The sequence below is a fragment of the Pseudobacillus wudalianchiensis genome (assembly GCF_001685015.1).
Taxonomy (GTDB): domain Bacteria; phylum Bacillota; class Bacilli; order Bacillales; family Domibacillaceae; genus Pseudobacillus; species Pseudobacillus wudalianchiensis.
In genome coordinates this window covers 1-20568 of sequence record NZ_MAYT01000001.1, presented here as the reverse complement: position 1 = coordinate 20568, position 20568 = coordinate 1, and the positions used below count along the sequence as shown (strand labels likewise).

General features: G+C 43.7%; 20 protein-coding genes, 20 tRNA genes, 1 rRNA gene and 1 riboswitch. Of the genes, 6 read left to right on the top strand and 35 right to left on the bottom strand.

The features are described from left to right. Positions 1 to 107: 107 nt before the first annotated feature. Genes A8F95_RS00200 through A8F95_RS00190 form a run of 3 tightly spaced genes read right to left on the bottom strand, consistent with a single transcriptional unit; the run spans position 108 to position 3055 of the window. Entirely contained in the window at positions 108 to 1109 is a 1002-nt protein-coding gene (locus A8F95_RS00200) for an LLM class flavin-dependent oxidoreductase (RefSeq protein WP_065408720.1), read from the bottom strand. Positions 1110 to 1141: 32 nt separating this feature from the next. Then, entirely contained in the window at positions 1142 to 2236 is a 1095-nt protein-coding gene (locus A8F95_RS00195; RefSeq protein ID WP_065408719.1) for a tetraprenyl-beta-curcumene synthase family protein, read from the bottom strand. A gap of 9 nt (positions 2237 to 2245) precedes the next feature. After that, positions 2246 to 3055 carry an alpha/beta hydrolase gene (locus A8F95_RS00190; RefSeq protein ID WP_065408718.1) on the bottom strand — a complete coding sequence of 270 codons (810 nt, stop codon included), beginning with the start codon at positions 3053 to 3055 and terminating at the stop codon, positions 2246 to 2248. 135 nt (positions 3056 to 3190) lie between these two features. On the opposite strand from A8F95_RS00190, the gene A8F95_RS00185 reads away from it, so the two are divergent. Next, on the top strand, positions 3191 to 3718 hold the full coding sequence (locus A8F95_RS00185) for a gamma carbonic anhydrase (RefSeq protein ID WP_049663893.1): 528 nt from the start codon (positions 3191 to 3193) through the stop codon (positions 3716 to 3718). Positions 3719 to 3745: 27 nt separating this feature from the next. Here the strand turns inward: A8F95_RS00185 and metK are convergent, their stop codons facing one another. Next, complete coding sequence (gene metK, locus A8F95_RS00180; RefSeq protein ID WP_065408717.1) at positions 3746 to 4945, bottom strand: methionine adenosyltransferase; 1200 nt, start codon at positions 4943 to 4945, stop codon at positions 3746 to 3748. Between the two features lie 147 nt (positions 4946 to 5092). Continuing rightward, a riboswitch (SAM riboswitch) is annotated at positions 5093 to 5258 on the bottom strand. A 238-nt stretch (positions 5259 to 5496) separates the two neighbouring features. On the opposite strand from metK, the gene pckA reads away from it, so the two are divergent. Next, positions 5497 to 7083: a phosphoenolpyruvate carboxykinase (ATP) gene (gene pckA / locus A8F95_RS00175; protein WP_049663896.1), complete on the top strand. Its 1587-nt coding sequence runs from the start codon at positions 5497 to 5499 to the stop codon at positions 7081 to 7083. A gap of 218 nt (positions 7084 to 7301) precedes the next feature. On the opposite strand, the gene A8F95_RS00170 is transcribed toward pckA, so the two are convergent. From A8F95_RS00170 to A8F95_RS00155, 4 genes are all read right to left on the bottom strand, one after another. Continuing rightward, positions 7302 to 7544 carry a DUF2584 domain-containing protein gene (locus A8F95_RS00170; RefSeq protein ID WP_049663898.1) on the bottom strand — a complete coding sequence of 81 codons (243 nt, stop codon included), beginning with the start codon at positions 7542 to 7544 and terminating at the stop codon, positions 7302 to 7304. 25 nt (positions 7545 to 7569) lie between these two features. Further along, the gene (locus A8F95_RS00165) at positions 7570 to 8346 is read right to left on the bottom strand and encodes an alpha/beta hydrolase family protein (protein ID WP_065408716.1); all 777 of its coding nucleotides are present in this window, start codon (positions 8344 to 8346) and stop codon (positions 7570 to 7572) included. A gap of 21 nt (positions 8347 to 8367) precedes the next feature. Beyond that, the gene (ytkD, locus tag A8F95_RS00160; protein WP_065408715.1) at positions 8368 to 8844 is read right to left on the bottom strand and encodes an RNA deprotection pyrophosphohydrolase; all 477 of its coding nucleotides are present in this window, start codon (positions 8842 to 8844) and stop codon (positions 8368 to 8370) included. Positions 8845 to 8958: 114 nt separating this feature from the next. After that, entirely contained in the window at positions 8959 to 9270 is a 312-nt protein-coding gene (locus tag A8F95_RS00155) for a hypothetical protein (RefSeq protein ID WP_049663903.1), read from the bottom strand. Between the two features lie 170 nt (positions 9271 to 9440). On the opposite strand from A8F95_RS00155, the gene A8F95_RS00150 reads away from it, so the two are divergent. Next, positions 9441 to 9689: a DUF6154 family protein gene (locus A8F95_RS00150; protein ID WP_049663905.1), complete on the top strand. Its 249-nt coding sequence runs from the start codon at positions 9441 to 9443 to the stop codon at positions 9687 to 9689. A gap of 100 nt (positions 9690 to 9789) precedes the next feature. Here A8F95_RS00150 and A8F95_RS00145 read toward each other — a convergent pair whose 3' ends face one another. Continuing rightward, positions 9790 to 10230, bottom strand: a complete 441-nt coding sequence (locus A8F95_RS00145; RefSeq protein ID WP_049663906.1) for a Dps family protein — start codon at positions 10228 to 10230, stop codon at positions 9790 to 9792. A gap of 129 nt (positions 10231 to 10359) precedes the next feature. Between A8F95_RS00145 and ytzI the strand changes: the two genes are divergently transcribed. Both ytzI and yidD read left to right on the top strand, forming a co-directional pair. Continuing rightward, the gene (gene ytzI / locus A8F95_RS21490) at positions 10360 to 10524 is read left to right on the top strand and encodes a YtzI protein (RefSeq protein ID WP_077247145.1); all 165 of its coding nucleotides are present in this window, start codon (positions 10360 to 10362) and stop codon (positions 10522 to 10524) included. A gap of 13 nt (positions 10525 to 10537) precedes the next feature. Continuing rightward, positions 10538 to 10807, top strand: coding sequence for a membrane protein insertion efficiency factor YidD (gene yidD / locus A8F95_RS00140; RefSeq protein WP_065408714.1), 270 nt, complete (start codon positions 10538 to 10540; stop codon positions 10805 to 10807). Between the two features lie 208 nt (positions 10808 to 11015). Here yidD and A8F95_RS00135 read toward each other — a convergent pair whose 3' ends face one another. From A8F95_RS00135 to A8F95_RS00115, 5 genes are all read right to left on the bottom strand, one after another. Further along, entirely contained in the window at positions 11016 to 12461 is a 1446-nt protein-coding gene (locus A8F95_RS00135) for an o-succinylbenzoate--CoA ligase (protein ID WP_065408713.1), read from the bottom strand. 225 nt (positions 12462 to 12686) lie between these two features. After that, on the bottom strand, positions 12687 to 13499 hold the full coding sequence (gene menB / locus A8F95_RS00130; protein WP_425414966.1) for a 1,4-dihydroxy-2-naphthoyl-CoA synthase: 813 nt from the start codon (positions 13497 to 13499) through the stop codon (positions 12687 to 12689). A 23-nt stretch (positions 13500 to 13522) separates the two neighbouring features. Beyond that, positions 13523 to 14332: a 2-succinyl-6-hydroxy-2,4-cyclohexadiene-1-carboxylate synthase gene (menH, locus tag A8F95_RS00125; protein WP_342669928.1), complete on the bottom strand. Its 810-nt coding sequence runs from the start codon at positions 14330 to 14332 to the stop codon at positions 13523 to 13525. Continuing rightward, positions 14323 to 16086, bottom strand: a complete 1764-nt coding sequence (gene menD / locus A8F95_RS00120; RefSeq protein ID WP_065408712.1) for a 2-succinyl-5-enolpyruvyl-6-hydroxy-3-cyclohexene-1-carboxylic-acid synthase — start codon at positions 16084 to 16086, stop codon at positions 14323 to 14325. Before menD ends, menH begins: the two co-directional genes overlap by 10 nt. After that, positions 16079 to 17494: an isochorismate synthase gene (locus A8F95_RS00115; RefSeq protein ID WP_065408711.1), complete on the bottom strand. Its 1416-nt coding sequence runs from the start codon at positions 17492 to 17494 to the stop codon at positions 16079 to 16081. Before A8F95_RS00115 ends, menD begins: the two co-directional genes overlap by 8 nt. Before the next feature lie 254 nt (positions 17495 to 17748). On the opposite strand from A8F95_RS00115, the gene A8F95_RS00110 reads away from it, so the two are divergent. Next, the gene (locus tag A8F95_RS00110) at positions 17749 to 18498 is read left to right on the top strand and encodes a TraR/DksA C4-type zinc finger protein (protein WP_065408710.1); all 750 of its coding nucleotides are present in this window, start codon (positions 17749 to 17751) and stop codon (positions 18496 to 18498) included. Between the two features lie 55 nt (positions 18499 to 18553). Here A8F95_RS00110 and A8F95_RS00105 read toward each other — a convergent pair. The 21 genes from A8F95_RS00105 to rrf all read right to left on the bottom strand — a co-directional run bounded on the left by A8F95_RS00105 (position 18554) and on the right by rrf (position 20504). Then, a tRNA-Glu gene (locus A8F95_RS00105) sits at positions 18554 to 18625 on the bottom strand. A gap of 4 nt (positions 18626 to 18629) precedes the next feature. Further along, positions 18630 to 18720: transfer RNA gene (locus tag A8F95_RS00100), tRNA-Ser, on the bottom strand. A 10-nt stretch (positions 18721 to 18730) separates the two neighbouring features. Beyond that, positions 18731 to 18805: transfer RNA gene (locus tag A8F95_RS00095), tRNA-Asn, on the bottom strand. Between the two features lie 6 nt (positions 18806 to 18811). Then, a tRNA-Ile gene (locus A8F95_RS00090) sits at positions 18812 to 18885 on the bottom strand. 14 nt (positions 18886 to 18899) lie between these two features. Next, positions 18900 to 18973: transfer RNA gene (locus tag A8F95_RS00085), tRNA-Gly, on the bottom strand. An 8-nt stretch (positions 18974 to 18981) separates the two neighbouring features. Further along, positions 18982 to 19054: transfer RNA gene (locus A8F95_RS00080), tRNA-Phe, on the bottom strand. Positions 19055 to 19088: 34 nt separating this feature from the next. Then, a tRNA-Asp gene (locus tag A8F95_RS00075) sits at positions 19089 to 19165 on the bottom strand. Between the two features lie 4 nt (positions 19166 to 19169). Continuing rightward, positions 19170 to 19243, bottom strand: a tRNA-Met gene (locus A8F95_RS00070). Positions 19244 to 19258: 15 nt separating this feature from the next. Next, positions 19259 to 19351: transfer RNA gene (locus A8F95_RS00065), tRNA-Ser, on the bottom strand. Between the two features lie 16 nt (positions 19352 to 19367). Next, positions 19368 to 19444, bottom strand: a tRNA-Ile gene (locus A8F95_RS00060). Between the two features lie 6 nt (positions 19445 to 19450). Next, positions 19451 to 19524, bottom strand: a tRNA-Met gene (locus A8F95_RS00055). 18 nt (positions 19525 to 19542) lie between these two features. Further along, positions 19543 to 19618, bottom strand: a tRNA-Ala gene (locus A8F95_RS00050). Between the two features lie 36 nt (positions 19619 to 19654). After that, positions 19655 to 19728, bottom strand: a tRNA-Pro gene (locus A8F95_RS00045). A 15-nt stretch (positions 19729 to 19743) separates the two neighbouring features. Then, a tRNA-Arg gene (locus A8F95_RS00040) sits at positions 19744 to 19820 on the bottom strand. Between the two features lie 13 nt (positions 19821 to 19833). Continuing rightward, positions 19834 to 19922: transfer RNA gene (locus A8F95_RS00035), tRNA-Leu, on the bottom strand. A 6-nt stretch (positions 19923 to 19928) separates the two neighbouring features. Continuing rightward, positions 19929 to 20003, bottom strand: a tRNA-Gly gene (locus A8F95_RS00030). A 35-nt stretch (positions 20004 to 20038) separates the two neighbouring features. Then, positions 20039 to 20120: transfer RNA gene (locus A8F95_RS00025), tRNA-Leu, on the bottom strand. Between the two features lie 7 nt (positions 20121 to 20127). Then, positions 20128 to 20203, bottom strand: a tRNA-Lys gene (locus A8F95_RS00020). Positions 20204 to 20207: 4 nt separating this feature from the next. Continuing rightward, positions 20208 to 20283 (bottom strand) — tRNA-Thr (locus A8F95_RS00015). A gap of 20 nt (positions 20284 to 20303) precedes the next feature. Then, positions 20304 to 20379: transfer RNA gene (locus tag A8F95_RS00010), tRNA-Val, on the bottom strand. A 9-nt stretch (positions 20380 to 20388) separates the two neighbouring features. Continuing rightward, positions 20389 to 20504, bottom strand: a 5S ribosomal RNA gene (rrf, locus tag A8F95_RS00005). Between the last annotated feature and the right edge of the window lie 64 nt (positions 20505 to 20568).

Sequence of the window (20568 nt, the reverse complement as noted above, 5' to 3'; positions counted from 1 at the left end):
TAATATATGCCCAGCTTTGGATAATAAATCTCCCACTTCGATAATAAGTCCCTTATTTTGGCTAATAAAAAAGCGAACACGGCTCATAAACGCCTGTGTTCGCTTTTTTATGTCCGAATAGCTTCTGCTAGCAGTTCAAATGATGTTAACTTGTCTTGAAAATCGTACATAATAGAGACAGCCATTATATTTTCTGTTTTATACTGTTCACTGATTTGCTCGTATTGTTCTCGTACACGCCGAGGACTGCCAACGACCATTCTCTTCCTGTTCTCCTGGATAAATTGGCGTTCATACTTACTATACTGGTAAGCTGCTGCTTGTTCTGGGCTCGGTACGCCGTTTGATTTCATTCCCTGAGCTGTCATCAGCAAGGATAAATCTAAGCTCGATGCCAGATGTTCTGCCTTTTCGTCTGTTTCGGCACAAATTGTAAACACTGCTGCCATACTCTTTGGCTTTGACAATAAGCAGGATGGCTGAAAGGAGCTATAATAAGCAGCCATATAGTCTGGCCCTCCGTCTCCATTAATAAATTGAGCAAACGTGTACGGAAGCCCTTTTTGCGCGGCAAGCATAGCACTTGAGCCGCTTGAGCCAAGCATCCAGACGTCCGGTACCGTTTGAACGAGTGGTGTAGCTTTTAGCCCCGGATAAGGTCCGCTCTCTTCATCCCCAGCAAGATAGGTCAACAATTCATCCACTTGTTCAGAAAAACGATCAACTTGACGGTATTCTCCTCTATTAAGTGCCAATGAAGCGATCGGCATGCCGCCGGGTGCTCTTCCGATTCCGGCATCAATTCTGCCTGGCGCCAGTCCTTCAAGCACCCGAAAATTTTCAGCTACCTTGTAAGGACTGTAGTGAGGCAGCATCACTCCGCCTGAGCCAATCCGGATAGTTTCGGTCTTCGCTGCTAAATAGGCCATCAGTACTTCCGGAGAAGATCCGGCAAGGGTGGAAGCATCGTGATGCTCTGACACCCAGAAACGCTCATATCCCAGCTTTTCGGCATGACGAGCTAGTTTGACCGTTTCCGCTAATGCTTCTTCCGCTGTTGTTCCTTCTGAAATTGGTGATTGGTCTAATATGCTTAACTTCAATCCCACTGTAGACCTCCTTCATTCTCATTCACTGTCTTCTAATGAACCCTATACTTTCCAAACCAGTGCGGAAACCACTGTTGCATCCGCCTGTATGTACGTCCATTTAGATAGAAAAATCGAGAGGCTGCTCCGCCTCTGCGAATTATTTTTTTAGAGATTTCTTGAATGTCTTTATACTCATTGGCCTTTGAATCTGATAAATACATGCCAAGTAGCCCCCGATTGATCAGCCGGTGAAATTTCTCATGCTTTATTCCATTTACCCGTTCGTCCGCCTGCTCTATAAAATAAATGAACCGCTGGAACAATTGCTCCTCATTTTGATAATAAAAACAAAAGTTTAAATCGCCGCCTTCTTGATCCTCTTGCTGATCAATAAAATAATCCAGCAAAATATGAAGCCCTTGAATATAAGGGAAGTAGCTTTCTTTTATTTGCTGTGCCCCTTTAGGCGTTAACGGTTCATCTAAGCTATATGCTACTAAACAGAAGATGGCAAGTGTTGAACCCGCACAGGCGGAAAATTCGTACCATTCCATCTGCGGCCAATCGCGTTGATTCTCTTTGAACCATTTGATTAAGCGCTCTTCTCTCTCTTCCTTTTTTACGTGCTTGTGTATTTGTAAATCACAGTAATAGCGACATAATTCTTTGAGAAAAGGAGAAATGATTTCATAGCCCATCATTTCAGCGAGCACGGACTGGCACGTCTTGACTAGTTCGACTAAATAGCCACCATCATTTTGATCTAAGCGATAGCGATAATAATGGCGCAGCGGCGCCCCTGGTGACAAAGCATCTTCCATCGCTTCATGAAGAGCCGCAAAATCAGCTGGATCAAGCGACGTACTGCGATCACAAAGATTATCAAGATAATCACTAATCGTCTGATAGGCAACAATAAAGCGAATAGCTTCTGTAAAGTTTTTCCCCGACAATAATGCCAGCACAGCCCCTCCCTCGCAATGAAATGTTTTATGAGTAATACTGGAGAGAGCCTGGCGGCGCAATTCTTCATTTGGAATCTCTTTCGCTTTTGCTTTCCAATAACATAGCTGTTCATGGACAATCGGAAAGACCCTTTTATACATGCTATGCATTAAGTGCAACGGTGTCATCGGGACTGGCATTTTGTCACCTCATTCCTCAATCACGTACCCTAATAAACGCAGTCTATTTTCTACAAATCCCTTAGCATAGTGAAAGACTTCTTCCCGTTCCGGTTCATTAAATATTTCATGATAAAGACCCGGCCACTCCTTATAGTGCATCTCTGATAAATCAAGACGATGAAACCACTTTCTCACACTTTTTTTATCAACGATTAAGTCATGTCCTGCTTGCATAACGAGAAGCGGAACATCTGGCACTGCCCCTGTCTTTAAGTCGACTGTCTTCATCGCCTGAAGCAGTTCACGGTACCAGCGAACGGACACTTTGTTCACATACAGCATGTCCTCTTTATCAGCTTGTCTAACCTCTTCATTTCTTGTCGCCATTTCGACTGTCAATCCAGAAGAAAACTTTACTGAAGGAGAGAGTGAATTTAGCCCATGCGATAGAATGTCGACAATCTTTGGCGGGGTGTGAATCATCCCAAGACAAGGGGAGGATAAAATAACCCCTGCCGTTTCTACTTCCATTTCCTGAAGCAGCCGGATGGCAATTAGCCCTCCCATACTATGTCCTAATAAGAATAAAGGCAAATCAAACTGGTAGGCTGCCTGTACCCAGTCTTTTACTTCCTCGATATATTCATTAAAAGATGAAATGTGTCCTCTTTGTGCTCTCGATGTCATACCTTGGCCAGGCAAATCGCCCATTACCACATGAAAGCCGTTTCTGCGCCACATTTCAATCAGCCAGCCATAACGGCCATGATGCTCCATCGCTCCATGAATCATAACGATGACACCTTTCGGCTGTTGTTTTGTTTCCCATTTCCACATCACGCATCTTCCTCCGGCTTTTTATAGTCCTATACTTTTTACCTTCTATTATACAAATCAAATCGTTTTAGTTAAAATAATAAGCAAATTGATCCTGCTTATCTTTGGCGGGACAAATAAAGGAAGGGGAGAAAGATGATTTATCCTTATAACAATAAAACACCGAAAATTGCTGATTCCGCTTATATAGCGGATTACGTAACCATTACCGGCGACGTGACAATCGGCGAAGAAACCAATGTTTGGTTTAATACCTCTATTCGAGGAGACGTAGCTCCCACTGTGATTGGGAAAAAAGTCAGCATTCAGGATAATTCCGTGCTTCACCAAAGCCCAAATAATCCGCTCATCATTGAAGATGAAGTCACGATTGGCCATCAGGTAATCCTGCACAGCTGTAAAATTAGAAAAAACGCTCTTATTGGGATGGGATCCATTATTCTTGACAATGCTGAAATCGGTGAAGGTGCCTTTATTGGAGCTGGCAGTCTCGTTCCACAGGGCAAGGTCATTCCTCCTCACTCTGTCGCATTCGGACGGCCAGCGAAAGTCATTCGTCCCGTGAATGAGGAAGACCGAAAAGACATGGAGCGCATTGTAAGAGAGTATGTAGAAAAGGGACAATATTATAAGAGCATACAGAAAAAGCCTGAAGACTATTAAAAAGTCTCCAGGCTTTTTGATTCTTCATTAGTTTGCTGCTTGTTCTTTTAAGAGGTCAGCTTTATCTGTTCTTTCCCATGGAAGATCGACATCTGTACGGCCAAAATGTCCGTAAGCTGCTGTTTGCTTGTAAATCGGACGGCGAAGTCCAAGCATATTAATGATACCGGCTGGACGAAGATCAAAGTTGCTGCGAACAAGTTCCACAAGCTGCTCCTCAGAAACCGTTCCAGTACCGAATGTATCAATTGCAATCGATACAGGCTGTGCTACACCAATCGCATAAGCGAGCTGCACTTCACATTTATCAGCTAGGCCAGCAGCAACAATATTTTTCGCTACGTAGCGAGCGGCATAAGCTGCTGAACGGTCTACTTTTGTTGGATCTTTACCGGAGAATGCTCCACCGCCATGGCGTGCATATCCGCCGTATGTATCCACAATGATTTTCCGGCCAGTTAAACCAGCATCCCCTTGAGGTCCGCCAATAACGAAACGGCCTGTTGGATTAATAAAGAATTTTGTATTCTCATCAATTAATTCAGCTGGAACAACTGGATTAATCACTTGCTCACGCAAATCGCTTTGAATTTGTTCAAGCGTTACTTCCGGATGATGCTGCGTTGAAATAACGATAGTGTCAATTCTTACTGGCTTGTCGTTCTCGTCGTATTCAACGGTTACTTGTGTTTTACCATCTGGACGCAAATAATTTAACGTTTCGTCTTTTCTTACTTTTGTCAGCTGGCGGGACAATTTATGGGCAAGTGAAATCGGCAGCGGCATTAATTCTTTTGTTTCATTACAAGCAAAGCCAAACATTAAGCCTTGGTCGCCTGCACCAATCGCTTCGATTTCTTCATCACTCATTTGACCTTCACGAGCTTCAAGAGCAACGTCTACCCCTGCTGCAATGTCAGGAGACTGCTCATCAATAGATGTCAGCACACCACAAGTATCTGCATCAAATCCATATTTTGCACGTGTGTAGCCAATTTCTCTTACTGTTTCACGAACGATTTTATTAATGTCCACGTAAGAAGATGTTGTAATTTCCCCTGCTACGAGTACAAGTCCAGTTGTAACAGATGTTTCTGCCGCTACGCGCGCATTTGGATCTTTTGACAAGATTTCATCCAGGATGGCATCAGAAATCTGATCACAAATTTTGTCCGGATGCCCTTCAGTAACTGACTCTGAAGTAAAGAGACGCCGATTTTTAGTCATGAAACTTCCTCCTTAAAAATGATCAACGAAACTGCCGATCGTTAATGGTACGGTACTCATTTTCCCTAAGTTTATCCTTTTAAAAATAAAAAAACCCCTCCTGAAATAAAGAGAGGAAAGGTTGGTCTTGTCAACATAGGCCTTTCACTCTTATCGCTCAAGGTTTTGCCCTTGCTGCAGGTTAGCACCTTTGTCTTGAAAATAATCTTATAAGGATATAAGTGCTGGTCAGTCTCTGTTCTGACTGCCGCCTATAATCAAGCAGGTTGCCGGGCTTCATTGGGCCTGTCCCTCCGCCAGCTCAGGATAAGAGTATCCGTTCAAGGTTACATCATACGTAATCCCTCTGGCAATGTCAACAGATTTAGTGTAAAATCTCTTTGTTTTTTCCGGTTTCTTTTCATAAAGAAGGGAACAATTTGTTAATAAAAAGTCACAAAAAAAAATAAATGAATAGTATAGACTATTAAATGTAATGTGTTATACTATTTTTGAGTAAACGATTAAGATACCAATTCATTTAAATTCAGATAAAGGATGGTTATTTATTTATGAAAACTGCTAGTGTTTCAAACGAAATTTTGGAACTTTTAAAAGGTGCTAACGTAACAATGCAGCCATCTGTGCCGCTGCTCGTAGAAAAAGTACTTAATCGCAAAGAAGGCGTTCTAACTGCTTCTGGAGCAGTAAGTGCTGAAACGGGAAAGTATACAGGGCGTTCTCCTAAAGACAAGTTTATCGTTGAAGAACCATCAACAAAAGATAAAATTGATTGGGGTCCCGTGAACGAACCGATTTCTTCAGAAGTATTTGATCAATTATACACGAAAGTGATCAACTATTTAAAGGAGCAAGAAGAACTATTCGTATTCAAAGGATTTGCAGGGGCTGATCCAGCTCACCGTCTTCCAATCCAAGTGATCAATGAATACGCATGGCATAACTTATTTGCTCATCAGCTTTTCATTCGTCCGACTGAAGAAGAATTAAAAGATCATCAAGCAGGCTTTACAATCGTATCCGCGCCGAACTTCAAAGCAGATCCTGCAGTAGATGGCACAAAATCAGAAGCATTCGTTATCATTTCTTTTGAGCGCCGCATTGTGTTGATCGGCGGAACGGAATATGCAGGAGAAATGAAAAAATCAATCTTCTCTGTAATGAACTATCTACTTCCAGAAAACGACATCTTATCTATGCACTGTTCAGCAAACGTTGGCTATGAAGGTGACGTAGCATTGTTCTTCGGTCTTTCAGGTACAGGTAAGACAACGTTAAGTGCTGATCCAAATCGCCGCTTAATCGGTGATGACGAGCACGGCTGGTCTGCGAGCGGCGTGTTTAATATTGAAGGCGGCTGCTACGCTAAAACAATCGGACTTTCTCGTGAAAAAGAACCACAAATTTTTGATGCGATCCGTTTTGGTTCAGTCCTTGAGAACGTGGTACTTGATGAACAATCTCGCATTCCAGATTACAATGATAACAGCTTGACAGAAAATACTCGTGCTGCTTATCCATTACAAGCAATTGATAACATCGTTGACCCAAGTGTAGCTGGTCATCCAAATACAATCATTTTCTTAACAGCTGATGCATTCGGCGTTCTGCCTCCAATCAGCAAGTTAACAAAAGAGCAAGCAATGTATCATTTCTTGAGCGGATACACATCTAAGCTTGCTGGTACAGAGCGTGGAGTCACTTCTCCGCAAGTAACATTCTCTACATGCTTTGGCTCACCATTCCTTCCGCTTGAAGCAACACGCTATGCGGAAATGCTCGGTGAGAAAATCGATGAGCACAACGTTCAGGTGTTCCTCGTTAATACAGGCTGGACTGGCGGCGAATATGGCGTTGGTTCTCGTATGAAACTCGCTTATACACGCGCAATGGTTCAAGCAGCTCTAGAAGGCGAATTAAATAACGTTGAAACGTATACAACAAAAACATTTGGCCTGCAAATTCCGCTTCACGTACCGGGTGTACCGGATGAAGTTCTAATTCCGCGTAAAGCTTGGGCAGACGAAGATGCCTTCATGACAAAGGCTGCAGAACTTGCTGGCAAGTTCCGTGAAAACTTCAAAAAGTTCAACAATGTTTCGAAAGAAATTATCGAACTTGGCGGACCACAAATCTAAATATCCGATAAAAAGGCACCGTATTCCGGTGCCTTTAGTGTGTAGACGAAGTTTATTTCTAATATCTCAGGCTGATTGAAAGCGCTTGTCTTTCGAGGCGCGAAGCCTGGTGAGGAGCAGAGTGACCATACTGGTCATGAGCACCGCAGCCAGACGAGCAACGACGAAAGCGAGCGTTTGTCAACAGCCTGAAGGCACCGTACTCCGGTGCCTTTTTATCAGTTGATTGAATTTAAGGAAACGAGCCTGTAAAGGATTTCGGTTTGATCTTTTTGCCACTCTACTTTTTCAATAACAGCCGTTCCGGTAATATCCCCGTCTTTTGTTTTATATACATTAATTGGAATATCAATTGGATACAGCCGGTAACCTTCTTTTTTCAGAGAAAACAAATTTTCTTCCTTTCTCTGTTCTCTTCCTTTTGTCACGATGATTGTATTTAATTCCATTGGCATCCCCATGCCCTTCCCCTCCTTGGCATTCTTTTTATCGTTGTTTTTTCATCCAAGCGCATAAATCTGTCACGATTTTCCGGTTTACAGCCGGTGGGAAATAATGATCATATTGATCAAAATACCACGTTTCAACCGGATGTTCCACCTGTCTTAACCGTTCTTCCAAGCGAAACGCATGCTCAGGTGAAACATTTTCGTCTTTTAGCCCGTGAATGATTAACACAGGGGCTTTTAACCTTTCAAGCTGGTAAAGTGGTGTACGCCAGCTGTATAGCTCTTCCTGCTTGTAAGGGCTTGCGCCAATTACTCTTTTCATCATTCGCCGTAAATCTTTTCTTTCCTCATAGGTTAACATCATGTCAGACACGCCGCCCCACGTCACAACAGAAGCAGCCTGTTCTTTTTCGATGGCCGTAAGCAAAGCCATCACGCCGCCTCGGGAGAATCCAAAGATATGTACCCGGTTCGTTACACGCGGGTGGGACTGCAATAATTCAAAGCCAGCAAAAGCGTCTTCCCTATCTTCTCCAGCAAAATCTTCATTTCCTTCTCCCCCGCGATTACCGCGATAAAAAGGAGCAAAAACAATGAAACCTTCAGAGGCAAACTGGGCAATACGTGCTGGACGAACCATGCCCACGTTTTTAATGCCTCCCCGTAAATAAAGAAAACCATCATATGTACCTTCCGCTGCCGGCTCTGCAAGTAAGCCTTTGACTTTTAGTCCCCCTGACCAATAAGTAATCATAGACAGAACAACATGCGGATTCGGAGAAGGAAAACGAAAGCGCTCAATGATTCTTTTCATATTATCACCACACATTTATCGTCATTTCAGCCATTGTTTTTCCTTTAGAAAGTCTAACGTCTTTTCGACTACTTCATCTTGCATCAAAAAGCTAAAACAGTCGTTCATTCTTTCTGTGAGTAAGTTCTCTCCGAACAAAACCGGGCCTTCTGTTTCTAAATAATCATCTTTTCTTTCTACCTTCCCTATTTTTGCAAAAAAAACCGCCTTTACAAAAGGGTTTTTGGACCGCCTAACAAAATACTCACCAACAAACTGCAGCTCCTCCACAAGCGCTCCCGTCTCTTCAAAGACTTCGCGCCTTGCTGCCTCTTCAATTGTCTCCCCGTCCTCTACCTTGCCTCCCGGAAATTCTAATCCGCGTTTTGGATGAAGTGTCAGCAGCCACTTTTCCTCAAAGCGACAAAAAACAATGACATGCCGGGCTGACAATGAAAAGGCCTCACGCTGAAAAGCGAGTGTCACCCGGCAGCCATTTTTATCGATGAATTCAACCATGCCTTCCCCCTGCTTCTATCGTCAACCTTCACAAACAGATTGCTTGTAAAGTTTCTTCAGTTTGAATTCATTATACCTTATTTTTCTTTGTCAAGGCTATTAAAGACCTGCTTATTAAAAGTCTCCCATTTCTCTTATGTGCTGTTTTGCCTCTTCATCTCCAAGTTCATAAATCGTTTGATAGACTTTTCTTAAATGAGCATCATACTGATCATTTTCGGTATCTTTATGGTATTCACGATACGGAATATGAGCGCGAAGAAAGTTGGCCACTTCTACTGAATAGTTAGCATCAAATAACTCCCTTAAAGACGTAATTTCTTCATCTGTTGCATAAATTTTGAAGTTCCATGGGGAGACTGTCGGATTCCGCATAATCTCCCCCGTTTCAATCGCGATATAGTAAACATTTTTTTCTTCCTGCATGTTAGACACCTCCTCTGCTTATCGTTCCCCGTCTACCTATAAAAATGAATGAGACAGAACATTTTTTGATTCGGCGGGTTCGTTGGTTTATTCGGCTGAATTGGGGTATAAATGTTAATAAAGGGACAAGAGAACGAATATACTATCCTAAAGCAAAGGAGAAGATCAACTTGAAATTGGTAGATGAATTATTCGAAATTTACCGTGGAAAGCTTCAGGGAACAGAAGAAGACCTAGATATGATTACATTGGCTGTACTTGAACAACTGTCGCAAAGAGAGATGTTAAACATTATTAAAGAATTAAACGAAGAGGAGTTAGCCTACTTTTTCCGTCTTTACCTATTTGAAGCATTAAAACAGAGATTTGATATGTATGATGCCGGAAATGATTTCGGTGATAAACGCCTGTACCATTAAATACATAAAAACTGCTCCCTTAATGGGAGCATTTCTTCTTTATATCTTAATATAAACAAAAAGGATGCCTCGGCTAGGGGCATCCTTTTTAACTTTATGCTTATTTTCCTAAGAACGACTTTAACATCCATACGTGCTTTTCAAGGCCCTGGTGAATCGAAAGCAGCATATCACCTGTTGTTTCGTCATTTACCTCTGCAGCAAGATCCATGGCTTCTTTTAATTCATTAATCATCGTTGTGAAATCATCTACTGTAGATTGGACCATTTGCTCTGCTGTTTCTCCGCCTTCTGCCTCATTTACAGAAGCCATCTGCAAGCTTTCTTTCAATGTGGCTACTGGTTTCCCTTCTAGCGCTAACAAACGCTCTGCTAATTCATCAATGTGGACACCTGCTTCTGTGTAAAACTCCTCAAATTTCTCATGAAGTGCGAAGAACTGAGGTCCTTTTACGAACCAGTGATAATTATGTAATTTGGTGTACATCACTGTCCAGTTGGCAATTTGCTTGTTTACACTTTCTATTAATTGTTTAGACATATTCTTCATTCCTCCTGTTAATTATCCTACTCTTCAGTTATTACCACTCTTTGCAGCTTTTAAAACTAACGATTCTTTTCTGCAAGCGGACTAAAAAAATGGTATGATAGTCATGGGAGGGGAAGTTAATTGGTTATTATCATGATTTTGTCGGTTATCATTATTGCGGTCGTTATTGCGCTATCTGTCTTCACAGTGAATAAAGGCTATGCATTTAAACATACAGTCGATCCGCTTGAGAACAATCCGCATTTACAGCAGGAACCCGATAAAAAAGAATCAGACCTAAAGTAAAGGCAGAGGTTTTATGCTCAAAAAACTTTTTATGATCCTTATCCGCTTTTATCAAAAAGTAATATCTCCTTTAAAACCACCTACGTGCCGATTCTATCCGACCTGCTCTCATTACGGCCTGGAAGCGGTCAAACGGTTTGGTGCCTGGAAAGGCGGATATTTGACGATTGTCCGTATTTTAAAATGCCATCCCTTTCATCCGGGCGGCTTTGATCTTGTGCCAGAAACTTGGGCAGATCGCAAGAAAAAGAAGCCGTTGTCTGAAAGCAAAACGAATGAATAAGAGAGGCTTCGTTTGAAAGTGTTATATCATGAGACCGATTGAAAGCGAACGTTTGTCAACAGCCTAGTCTTCTTTCTATTTTTCATTGTCTGCTTGCCGTTATAAGTGTGAGCCATTAATCATACATCATTTAAAAAGATGAGGCTAACATCAGCTGGCACTGATGTTAGCCTCATCTTTTTTAGCGATCGGAACGTGTTCTTCCGCATCATTTCTCTTCTTTAAACCTCGTTTTCAATTCACGGCGCAGCAGCTTTTTAGAAGCGTTTCTTGGCAATGATTCTAACTTCACAAAATAAGCGGGACACTTATACTTCGCTAGCCGTTCCTCACAGAATGCCCTTAACTCTTCTATTGTTACTTGTGTTTTCTCAACGATAAAGGCTGCCGGGACCTCTCCCCATCTCTCATCAGCGACTCCAGCAACACCAGCCTCTCTAACCGCTGGGTGACTGAGCAAAACAGCTTCTATTTCCGCTGGATAGATGTTTTCTCCACCTGAAATGATTAAATCTGAACGGCGGTCTAGTACGAATAAAAATCCTTCTTCATCTACATAACCAATGTCCCCAGTATGGAACCAACCATCCGTAAAAGCAGCCTGATTCGCTTCCTCCCGATTCAAATAGCCCGCCGTCACATTTGGACCTTTAACAAGGATTTCTCCTTCTGAGCAAGGCGGAGCATCAATCTTTAATTGACATGGAAACAGCGGCTTTCCAGCTGATCCAAGCTTTGTTAAGCTATATTCTGGCGGCAGCGTCACAATTTGTGAGGAGGTCTCTGTCATCCCGTATGTTTGAAATACTGGAATCTTTTTCTCTGCACAAGTCTCAAGCAGCGGTTTAGGAGCCGGCCCGCCGCCAAGAAGCATGCAGCGGAAATTAGGATGATAGCTGCCTTCTAACGTCTCTATAAGACGACTTAGCATCGCTGATACTACAGAAATAATTGTCCCTTCTCCTCGTTTAAGCGCCTGATTAATTTCATTTTCATCAAAGTGAGTATACAAACGGAGCGGCATGCCGTAGAGAACGCTGCGCATTAAAATAGAATAGCCGCTTATATGAAAAATCGGCACTGCGCAAAGCCAGCAGTCATTCTCGTGCAATCCAAGATTGAAGGCTGATCCGGTTGCGCTCCACCAATGGTTGCCATATGTTTGGCGAACACCTTTCGGCTTTCCTGTGGTACCAGACGTATACATAATCGAACAGGTATCAGCAAGGGAAAACTCATCTCTGCTTTTGAACTCAATAGGAGATAAAATAGCCGTCACGTCTTTTCGAATGAAGGTGTCGTCTAATTGATCGACAGTTTGCTGATACACCGGGTCATAAACAATAGCTGCTATTTCAGCGTCTTCTAGCTGCCACATCAATTCGTTTGTCGTTAACCGATGATTCAGAAGAACAGCTTCGGCTCCTAATTGCTGAAGAGCATGAATAACACATACAGCATCCGGAGTGTTTTGGACAAGAAGCCCGATTCGGTTTCCCTTCTTCAACCCTTCCCTTTCTAATTCTGCTGCCCAGCTCAGTGATCTTTTATACAATTGGGCAAATGTCCAGGTGCTTTTTTCAAAAAACAGAGCCGGACGATCAGGGGTTAAGAAAGCCCGCTGTTTTAACCAGTTCGGCACTCTTTCGGCCATTTCTCATTCCTCCTGCCTCACCTGACTGACAAAAAAAGCTTGATGGCTGCCCATCAAGCTTTCACATTTACCCGCCAGCCGGGGGATATTTTATTCATGGTAAAAATTAGTGACACTCTTATTCAAGCCAATCTTTATATATTAGACATATAGCTAAAAAGCGCCTATTTATTTCACCGGCTTGTCTTATTGTTACCTGCTTTAAACAGGTATTCCCACTTTCTATTAAGGGAATCTAGGGAATTGGCCAAAGTCTGGCTTGCGTTTTTCTTTAAACGCATCTCTTCCTTCTTTTGCCTCGTCCGTTGTATAGTAAAGCAATGTCGCATCCCCAGCAAGTTGTTGGAGGCCAGCAAGACCGTCCGTATCTGCATTCATCGCTGCCTTAAGGAAACGTAAAGCAGTTGGGCTCTTCTCAAGCATTTCCTCACACCATTTTACTGTTTCTGCTTCTAATTGATCTAATGGAACAACCGTGTTCACAAGACCCATATCAAGCGCTTCCTGTGCATTGTACTGGCGGCACAAGTACCAAATTTCACGTGCTTTTTTATGGCCGACGATACGAGCTAAATAACCAGAACCATAACCAGCATCAAAGCTGCCGACTTTTGGACCTGTTTGACCAAACACCGCATTTTCTGCTGCGATCGTTAAATCACACACAACATGAAGAACGTGTCCGCCGCCAATTGCATAACCCGCTACCATCGCAACTACTGGCTTTGGAATAACACGAATTAATCGTTGTAAGTCTAATACATTCAAGCGTGGAATTTGGTCTTCGCCAACGTAACCGCCATGACCGCGTACTTTTTGGTCTCCGCCTGAGCAAAATGCTTTTTCTCCAGCGCCTGTTAAAACAATGACACCAATTTTTTCATCATCCCGTGCGTAAGCAAAAGCGTCGATTAATTCCATTACCGTTTTAGGACGGAAAGCATTATGTACCTCAGGACGATTAATCGTTACCTTCGCAATACCGTTATATGTTTCGTACAAAATGTCTTCGTATTCGCGTTCGCTAACCCAATTAATAGCCACCTATTATTTCCTCCTTATTATGTATGGGATAAAAACTCCTTTATTATTGTACCAAACTTCGCGGAATCTTCCACATGAATCGCATGCCCTGCTCCGTTTATTTCTTTCCACACAGCTGAAGGAAGCAACCGAGCCATTTCAGCAGCAATCTTTGTAAACTTTTTATCTTCTGTGCCAGTGATCAACAGTACCGGCATAGAAAGCCTGGGCAGAGCTTCCCACCAAGAAGGCTGCGAACCTGTTCCCATACCCTTTAACGAGCAGCTAAGCCCCTTAACAGAATTCTGTAACCGCTGCTGTCTGATCGCTTCTCGCTGTATACTTGGCAATGTACGCTGTGTCGCAAATAAGGGAATCTCCTGCCAGTAATCGATGAAGGCTTCCATTCCTTCCCGCTCTATTCTCTCAGCAAGAGCGGCGTCTCCTTTTTTGCGCTGTAAGCGTTCCTCCTCCGTTTTTAAACCGGGAGAAGTACTCTCTAACAACAAAGATTCGACAGCGTCTGGGAATAAGGCAGCCATCGTAAGCGCCAACCTTCCTCCCATGGAATAGCCTAACAGATGAAGCTTAGCATAACCTAGCTTGTTCATGAGTTCGATCATATCCCGGGCGACTAACTCCATCTTGTATCTTTCTTCATCTGCCGGACAGCTGCTTTTCCCATGGCCAATAATGTCAACCGTTACACACAGGTAATGGTCTCTTAAATAAGCGATCGTTTCTGTCCAAGTGTCTACATTCCCAGTAAATCCGTGCAATAATAGCAAAGGTTCTCCTTTGCCGCTTACTTCAACATAATATCGGCAGCCGTGGACTTCTATTTCCAAAAGCCCTCACCTGCCGTCAATTTATTCATTTCCTGGGAAACTTTCTCCCATAATTCGCGGTGAGCCACTACATTTTTTGCTCGATCGGTAATCGCTTCAATAATGAGCAAACCATCCCCTTTAGCTGCTTTAGCCATACTGTTGTCTAAAGAAGCTAAATCTGTCACCCGCTCATAATCTCCCCCATAAAGTTTCGCTGCATGGGAAAAATCAAGATCTGCTGGAGTACCAAACAACAATTCAAAGTGCTTCTGTTCTCCCGCCTGCGGCAAATAAGAAAAAATGCCTCCGCCGTTATTATTAATGACAATAACCGTTATATTGATTCCATTCAACTTAGCAGCCAACAAACCATTCAGATCATGGAAAAGAGACAAATCTCCCACAATTAAATACAGCGGGGAAGTAACAGCCGCCGCTCCGAGCGCACTAGACACTAGTCCATCAATTCCATTCGCTCCCCGATTGGCCAGCAAACGGATTCTGCGCTCGTCTGTGAAAAAGAACGAGTCTAAATCGCGAATAGGCATGCTATTGCCGACAAATAGGGCCGAATGATCAGGAAGGCGCTGTAATACCTCATAAAACAGCTTGCCCTCATCCAGCTCCGCATGTTCCCCTACACTCTGCATAATGGTTTTAGCTGCTTGATTAATGTGCATCCAATTTTCCAACCAAGAACTTCTGTCTCTTTGCTCGTTCAGGCGCGCGGATAAGGCTTGGCAAAAAGCACTTTCATCGGCAGCAAGCATATGAGTAGCCACTCCAATCGGCTCTCTCCAACCACCGCCGCTATCAACTACACAATGAACGATAGCATCATGTCTGCCAATAAATTGGGTAAGGGCTTTTGATACAGGCATCGCTCCAAAACGAAGCACAATATCAAAGGAAGCCTCTTGCTTGATTTTCTCATTTCGCAGAAAAGCATCATAACTGTCTATAATTAAGTGAGAATGAGCCTCTCCACTCCGTAGGCCAGACAGCGGATCTGCTAATATAGGGTAGCCCAGCTTTTCAGCTAATTCCACTACCGCTTTTTCAAATCCCTCAGATTGCTGTTCCCCACAAACAATCAAACCTTTTTCCTTTTCCTTAAAAATAGCCGCAAGTACCTCTATCTCCTGCTTGGGAAGCATACGCATTCCTTCACTAAGATGGATTGCCGGCAAGTCTTCGATCTCTAACCGCTCAAATAAACCATCATATTGGGGAAGGAGAGGCTCACGAAATGGAAAATTCAAATGGACAGGTCCAGCTGGCGACTGCTTCGCTATATAGACGGCTTTTGCAGCCGTGATCCGGACATAACGCAGCATATGCTCCTCTGCATCCGGCAGGGCCATCTCAGCAAACCACTTTGCATGGGTTCCATAGAGACGATTTTGATCAATAGATTGGGGCGCTCCTACTTCTCTCAGCTCATGCGGCCGATCAGATGTAAGCACGATAAGCGGAATGCGCGCATTTTTGGCTTCCGCTACAGCAGGTAAGTAATTAGCTGCAGCCGTACCTGATGTACATAACAAAGCTGTCGGTTTTCCGGAGGCTTTCGCTAATCCGAGGGCAAAAAAAGCGGCTGACCGCTCATCGATCTGAACATATACTTTTATGTCAGGGTGCTCAGCTAACAAAAGCGCCATAGGAGTAGACCGCGAACCCGGGCTAATCACGGCGCTTTCTACTCCTGCTTTCACAAGCCCATCGATGAAATGGGCGTTATATAACGTTAAATCTTTTTGTTTATTATTCATGAGCTATTTCTCCTAACGCCCGCAACATCGGTCGGAGCTTAATTCGTGTCTCCGCTAGCTCGCTCTCCGCCTCTGAATCGGCAACAATCCCACAGCCTGCATATAAAAAGGCCTGTTGTTTGCTTAATAAGCCTGAGCGAATAGCAACAGCAAACTCACCATTTTTCCGGTAATCCATCCAGCCGACAGGAGCAGCATAAAACCCTCTATCCATTCCCTCAAGCTGGCGAATAACAGGAAGTGCCTTCTCATTTGGCAGTCCGCCTAGTGCAGGGGTCGGATGGAGCCTTTCAACAAATTGCAAAATCGAACGATTCTCCTCGGTAAAACCGGTAACAGGCGTATATAAATGTTGTATGTCCCGTACCTTCATTAATCCAGGAACAGAAGGGATATTTACCGTGTAGCATAAGCGCTCCATTTCCTTCTTAATCATTTGAACGACATAATCATGCTCAATCCGATTTTTTTGATCGTTAAGCAACTCATTTCCTAATGCTGCATCCTCTATGTCGTTCTGTCCTCTTCTAATTGAACCAGCAAGACATGTAGACAAAGCAATCTCGTTTCGCTTACGAACCAATCGTTCAGGGGATGCCCCTAAAAAACAGGATTCCATTACTTCTAATGAAAAAATAAAGCTGTCAGGCTGTTGTTCAATGAGTCGTTCTAATACTTGATCATGAGCAATTTCTTGATCAAAATTTGCCACAATTTTTCTAGCAAGAACTACCTTTTTCAAATCACCATCTAAGCGAATTTGTTTTACTGCTTGATCGACTGCCTGTTTCCACTGCTCTCTACCTTTCTCTTCTAGAGAAGTTAACGTCGTTCCCTCTTCTGAACGTTCTATGTTAACCTGTGACAAAAGGCAGTCCTTTTTCACTTCTAATTTATCAATGAGCTCTTCTAACTCATCAGAAGGGCAAATAACATTGGTCGTTACATAACATTCTCCTTCATATATTGTCAGCATATACTCTGGCAAATAAAAAAAGGCAGATGAAAATGTAGACCATTCTTCCTCTTGTCTCTGCTCTGGATCAAAAGAAAAACCGCCAAACAAAACAGGCCCTATTCCGTAAGCATCGAAAGAATTGTGAATAAATGCACTTTCAATCATGTCATTCCACTTTTTCTCGGCCGCTGTATAACGTGATTGATCCTTATTCTCATTACGAACAGTATAAATATTGCCTAAACCGACAATTTCCACTTCTCCATCGCGGTCTTTCCAAAAAAAACGTTCTCCCGCATAAAGAGCTCGTCCGCATTTATAAAATTGTAAAGAATCCATCCAATCAATTTTTTCGACATAACTAAATAGAGCAGTTTGTTTGTCATGCTGCTTTTCACGAATCGATTGTATAAAAGCTTCTTTGATCGGCTGGCTTTTTATAGTAGACAATGAACTCTCCTCCATTGCACTTAAATCAGTTATTCATTCTAGTCAAACCTATTTAAAGATACACCTCCAGAACTCTTCCTGTCAATGTTTCCCCCTTATTTACACCCTACCTCCTTGACCATCACCTGTTTAGTGTACCCGTTATTTTTTCACACCACTATCTTATGTTTCAATTAAAGAAAGAAAGGAAATAAGAAAGATAAGAAGAGCTTTTCGAATAATCGTCCAGTAGATGAGATAAGGATGTGAAAGTAATGTTATCAAAAGAACAAAAACAGCTGCTAAAAGACGATTTGCTTGCGCAAAAAGAACAGCTTATTCACCATAAAGACAGAGAAGGAACAGAGCCTGAGGCGGGCAGTGAACGAGACACAACAGGCGAACTCTCTATGTATGATAACCATCCCGCAGACATAGCGACAGAGCTGCATGAACGGGAAAAAAATCTTGCTTTAAGTGATCACCATAACAACGAACTTGAAAAAGTAGTAAGAGCATTAGAAGCGATGGAGAAGGATCAGTATGGAAGGTGTCTGGAATGCGGCAAGGATATCCCCTTTGAGCGATTGCAAGCCGTACCAACCTCCCTCTATTGTGTAGAGCATACTCCTGAAAAAACAATAGCTAACGATCGTCCAGTAGAAGAAGAAATACTTCAGCCAGGAGGAAATGGTCATTTTTTGCATAGAGATAAGGAAATAAAAGACTATGAAGATAGCTTTCAAGAAGCAGCAAAATACGGTACGTCAGAAACCCCTTCTGACTTTACGAGAGGCCATCGAGACTACAATGACTTATACGAAGACATAGACGAGGTAACAGAGGGATTTACAGAAGAATATGAGAACTTCACAGCAACAGATATAGAAGGTGAGCATGAAGGTTTTTACCGTTCTACAAAAGAACAAAGATATGTAGAAGAATTAGATGAGGAAGGAATCGAATCACCATTAGGAAACATTCCTTACAAGAAAAAAGACAGCTATCTAGAAGATCATAAATAAAAAATCCACTTGTCGTCTAAGCGACAAGTGGATTTTTTATATTGAAACAATTTTATGACCCCTACGGGATTCGAACCCGTGTTACCGCCGTGAAAGGGCGGTGTCTTAACCGCTTGACCAAGGGGCCTTTATGGCGGAGAAGGAGGGATTTGAACCCTCGCGCCGCTTACGCGACCTACACCCTTAGCAGGGGCGCCTCTTCAGCCTCTTGAGTACTTCCCCGTAAAAATAATGGCTCCGCAGGCAAGATTCGAACTTGCGACCGATCGGTTAACAGCCGATTGCTCTACCACTGAGCTACTGCGGAACGAAGTGGGCCTGAATGGACTTGAACCATCGACCTCACGCTTATCAGGCGTGCGCTCTAACCAGCTGAGCTACAGGCCCATTTAAAATAAAAATGGAGCGGGTGATGGGAATCGAACCCACGACATCAGCTTGGAAGGCTGAGGTTTTACCATTAAACTACACCCGCATAGAAGGTGGCTCAGGACGGAATCGAACCGCCGACACATGGATTTTCAGTCCATTGCTCTACCGACTGAGCTACTGAGCCATCATTATAATAGTTTTTAAGTTATATGTATAAATGGCGGTCCGGACGGGACTCGAACCCGCGACCTCCTGCGTGACAGGCAGGCATTCTAACCAACTGAACTACCGGACCAAGATTGCGGGGACAGGATTTGAACCTGCGACCTTCGGGTTATGAGCCCGACGAGCTACCAGACTGCTCCACCCCGCGACGATCATTATATAGTGGCGGAGGAAGAGGGATTCGAACCCCCGCGCGGTTTAACCCGCCTGTCGGTTTTCAAGACCGATCCCTTCAGCCAGACTTGGGTATTCCTCCACTATGACTATTCAAATGGTGGACCTTGCAGGACTCGAACCTGCGACCGGACGGTTATGAGCCGTCTGCTCTAACCAACTGAGCTAAAGGTCCAATAAGTAGCGGCGGAGGGGATCGAACCCCCGACCTCACGGGTATGAACCGTACGCTCTAGCCAGCTGAGCTACACCGCCAAAATGAATAATTAAATTTGGTGGAGCCTAGCGGGATCGAACCGCTGACCTCCTGCGTGCAAAGCAGGCGCTCTCCCAGCTGAGCTAAGGCCCCATTTTATATGACGACTCCTTCTAGCAGTACTGGATATCGGGAAGACAGGATTCGAACCTGCGACCCCTTGGTCCCAAACCAAGTGCTCTACCAAGCTGAGCTACTTCCCGGCTACTTTTATATAATGGCGCGCCCGAGAGGAGTCGAACCCCTAACCTTTTGATCCGTAGTCAAACGCTCTATCCAATTGAGCTACGGGCGCTTAGTTTTGTAAATGGTGCCGAGGACCGGAATCGAACCGGTACGGTAGTCACCTACCGCAGGATTTTAAGTCCTGTGCGTCTGCCAGTTCCGCCACCCCGGCATTTTATGGAGCGGAAGACGGGATTCGAACCCGCGACCCCCACCTTGGCAAGGTGGTGTTCTACCACTGAACTACTTCCGCACACAAAATGCATTTCTTCTATTAAATATAGTAAGTGCGGGTGAAGGGAGTCGAACCCCCACGCCTTGCGGCGCCAGATCCTAAGTCTGGTGCGTCTGCCAATTCCGCCACACCCGCATATAAATGGTGAGCCATGAAGGACTCGAACCTTCGACCCTCTGATTAAAAGTCAGATGCTCTACCGACTGAGCTAATGGCTCTTAGTGGTGCCGGCAAGAGGACTTGAACCCCCAACCTACTGATTACAAGTCAGTTGCTCTACCAATTGAGCTACACCGGCATATACACATTAAAAATGTATGGTGGAGGATGACGGGTTCGAACCGCCGACCCCCTGCTTGTAAGGCAGGTGCTCTCCCAGCTGAGCTAATCCTCCGATATGTATGCCTGGCAACGTCCTACTCTCACAAGGGGAGGCCCCTCACTACCATCGGCGCTGAAGAGCTTAACTTCCGTGTTCGGGATGGGAACGGGTGTGACCTCTTCGCTATCGCCACCAGACTATTAAAGACATTTACTATTATAACAAAAAACTCTTGTTTGGCAAGCTTTTTTTGTTCTTTCA

Excerpts from the sequence above, each read along its gene's own strand:
- A8F95_RS00155 (WP_049663903.1), bottom strand. The coding sequence starts at position 9,270 with ATGCAGGAAGAAAAAAATGTTTACTATATCGCGATTGAAACGGGGGAG.
- A8F95_RS00165 (WP_065408716.1), bottom strand. The coding sequence starts at position 8,346 with ATGAAAAGAATCATTGAGCGCTTTCGTTTTCCTTCTCCGAATCCGCAT.
- A8F95_RS00190 (WP_065408718.1), bottom strand. The coding sequence starts at position 3,055 with ATGTGGAAATGGGAAACAAAACAACAGCCGAAAGGTGTCATCGTTATG.
- A8F95_RS00195 (WP_065408719.1), bottom strand. The coding sequence starts at position 2,236 with ATGCCAGTCCCGATGACACCGTTGCACTTAATGCATAGCATGTATAAA.
- A8F95_RS00145 (WP_049663906.1), bottom strand. The coding sequence starts at position 10,230 with ATGTCTAAACAATTAATAGAAAGTGTAAACAAGCAAATTGCCAACTGG.
- pckA (WP_049663896.1), top strand. The coding sequence starts at position 5,497 with ATGAAAACTGCTAGTGTTTCAAACGAAATTTTGGAACTTTTAAAAGGT.
- A8F95_RS00185 (WP_049663893.1), top strand. The coding sequence starts at position 3,191 with ATGATTTATCCTTATAACAATAAAACACCGAAAATTGCTGATTCCGCT.
- ytkD (WP_065408715.1), bottom strand. The coding sequence starts at position 8,844 with ATGGTTGAATTCATCGATAAAAATGGCTGCCGGGTGACACTCGCTTTT.
- A8F95_RS00135 (WP_065408713.1), bottom strand. The coding sequence starts at position 12,461 with ATGGCCGAAAGAGTGCCGAACTGGTTAAAACAGCGGGCTTTCTTAACC.
- A8F95_RS00170 (WP_049663898.1), bottom strand. The coding sequence starts at position 7,544 with ATGGGGATGCCAATGGAATTAAATACAATCATCGTGACAAAAGGAAGA.
- A8F95_RS00110 (WP_065408710.1), top strand. The coding sequence starts at position 17,749 with ATGTTATCAAAAGAACAAAAACAGCTGCTAAAAGACGATTTGCTTGCG.
- yidD (WP_065408714.1), top strand. The coding sequence starts at position 10,538 with ATGCTCAAAAAACTTTTTATGATCCTTATCCGCTTTTATCAAAAAGTA.
- menD (WP_065408712.1), bottom strand. The coding sequence starts at position 16,086 with ATGAATAATAAACAAAAAGATTTAACGTTATATAACGCCCATTTCATC.
- metK (WP_065408717.1), bottom strand. The coding sequence starts at position 4,945 with ATGACTAAAAATCGGCGTCTCTTTACTTCAGAGTCAGTTACTGAAGGG.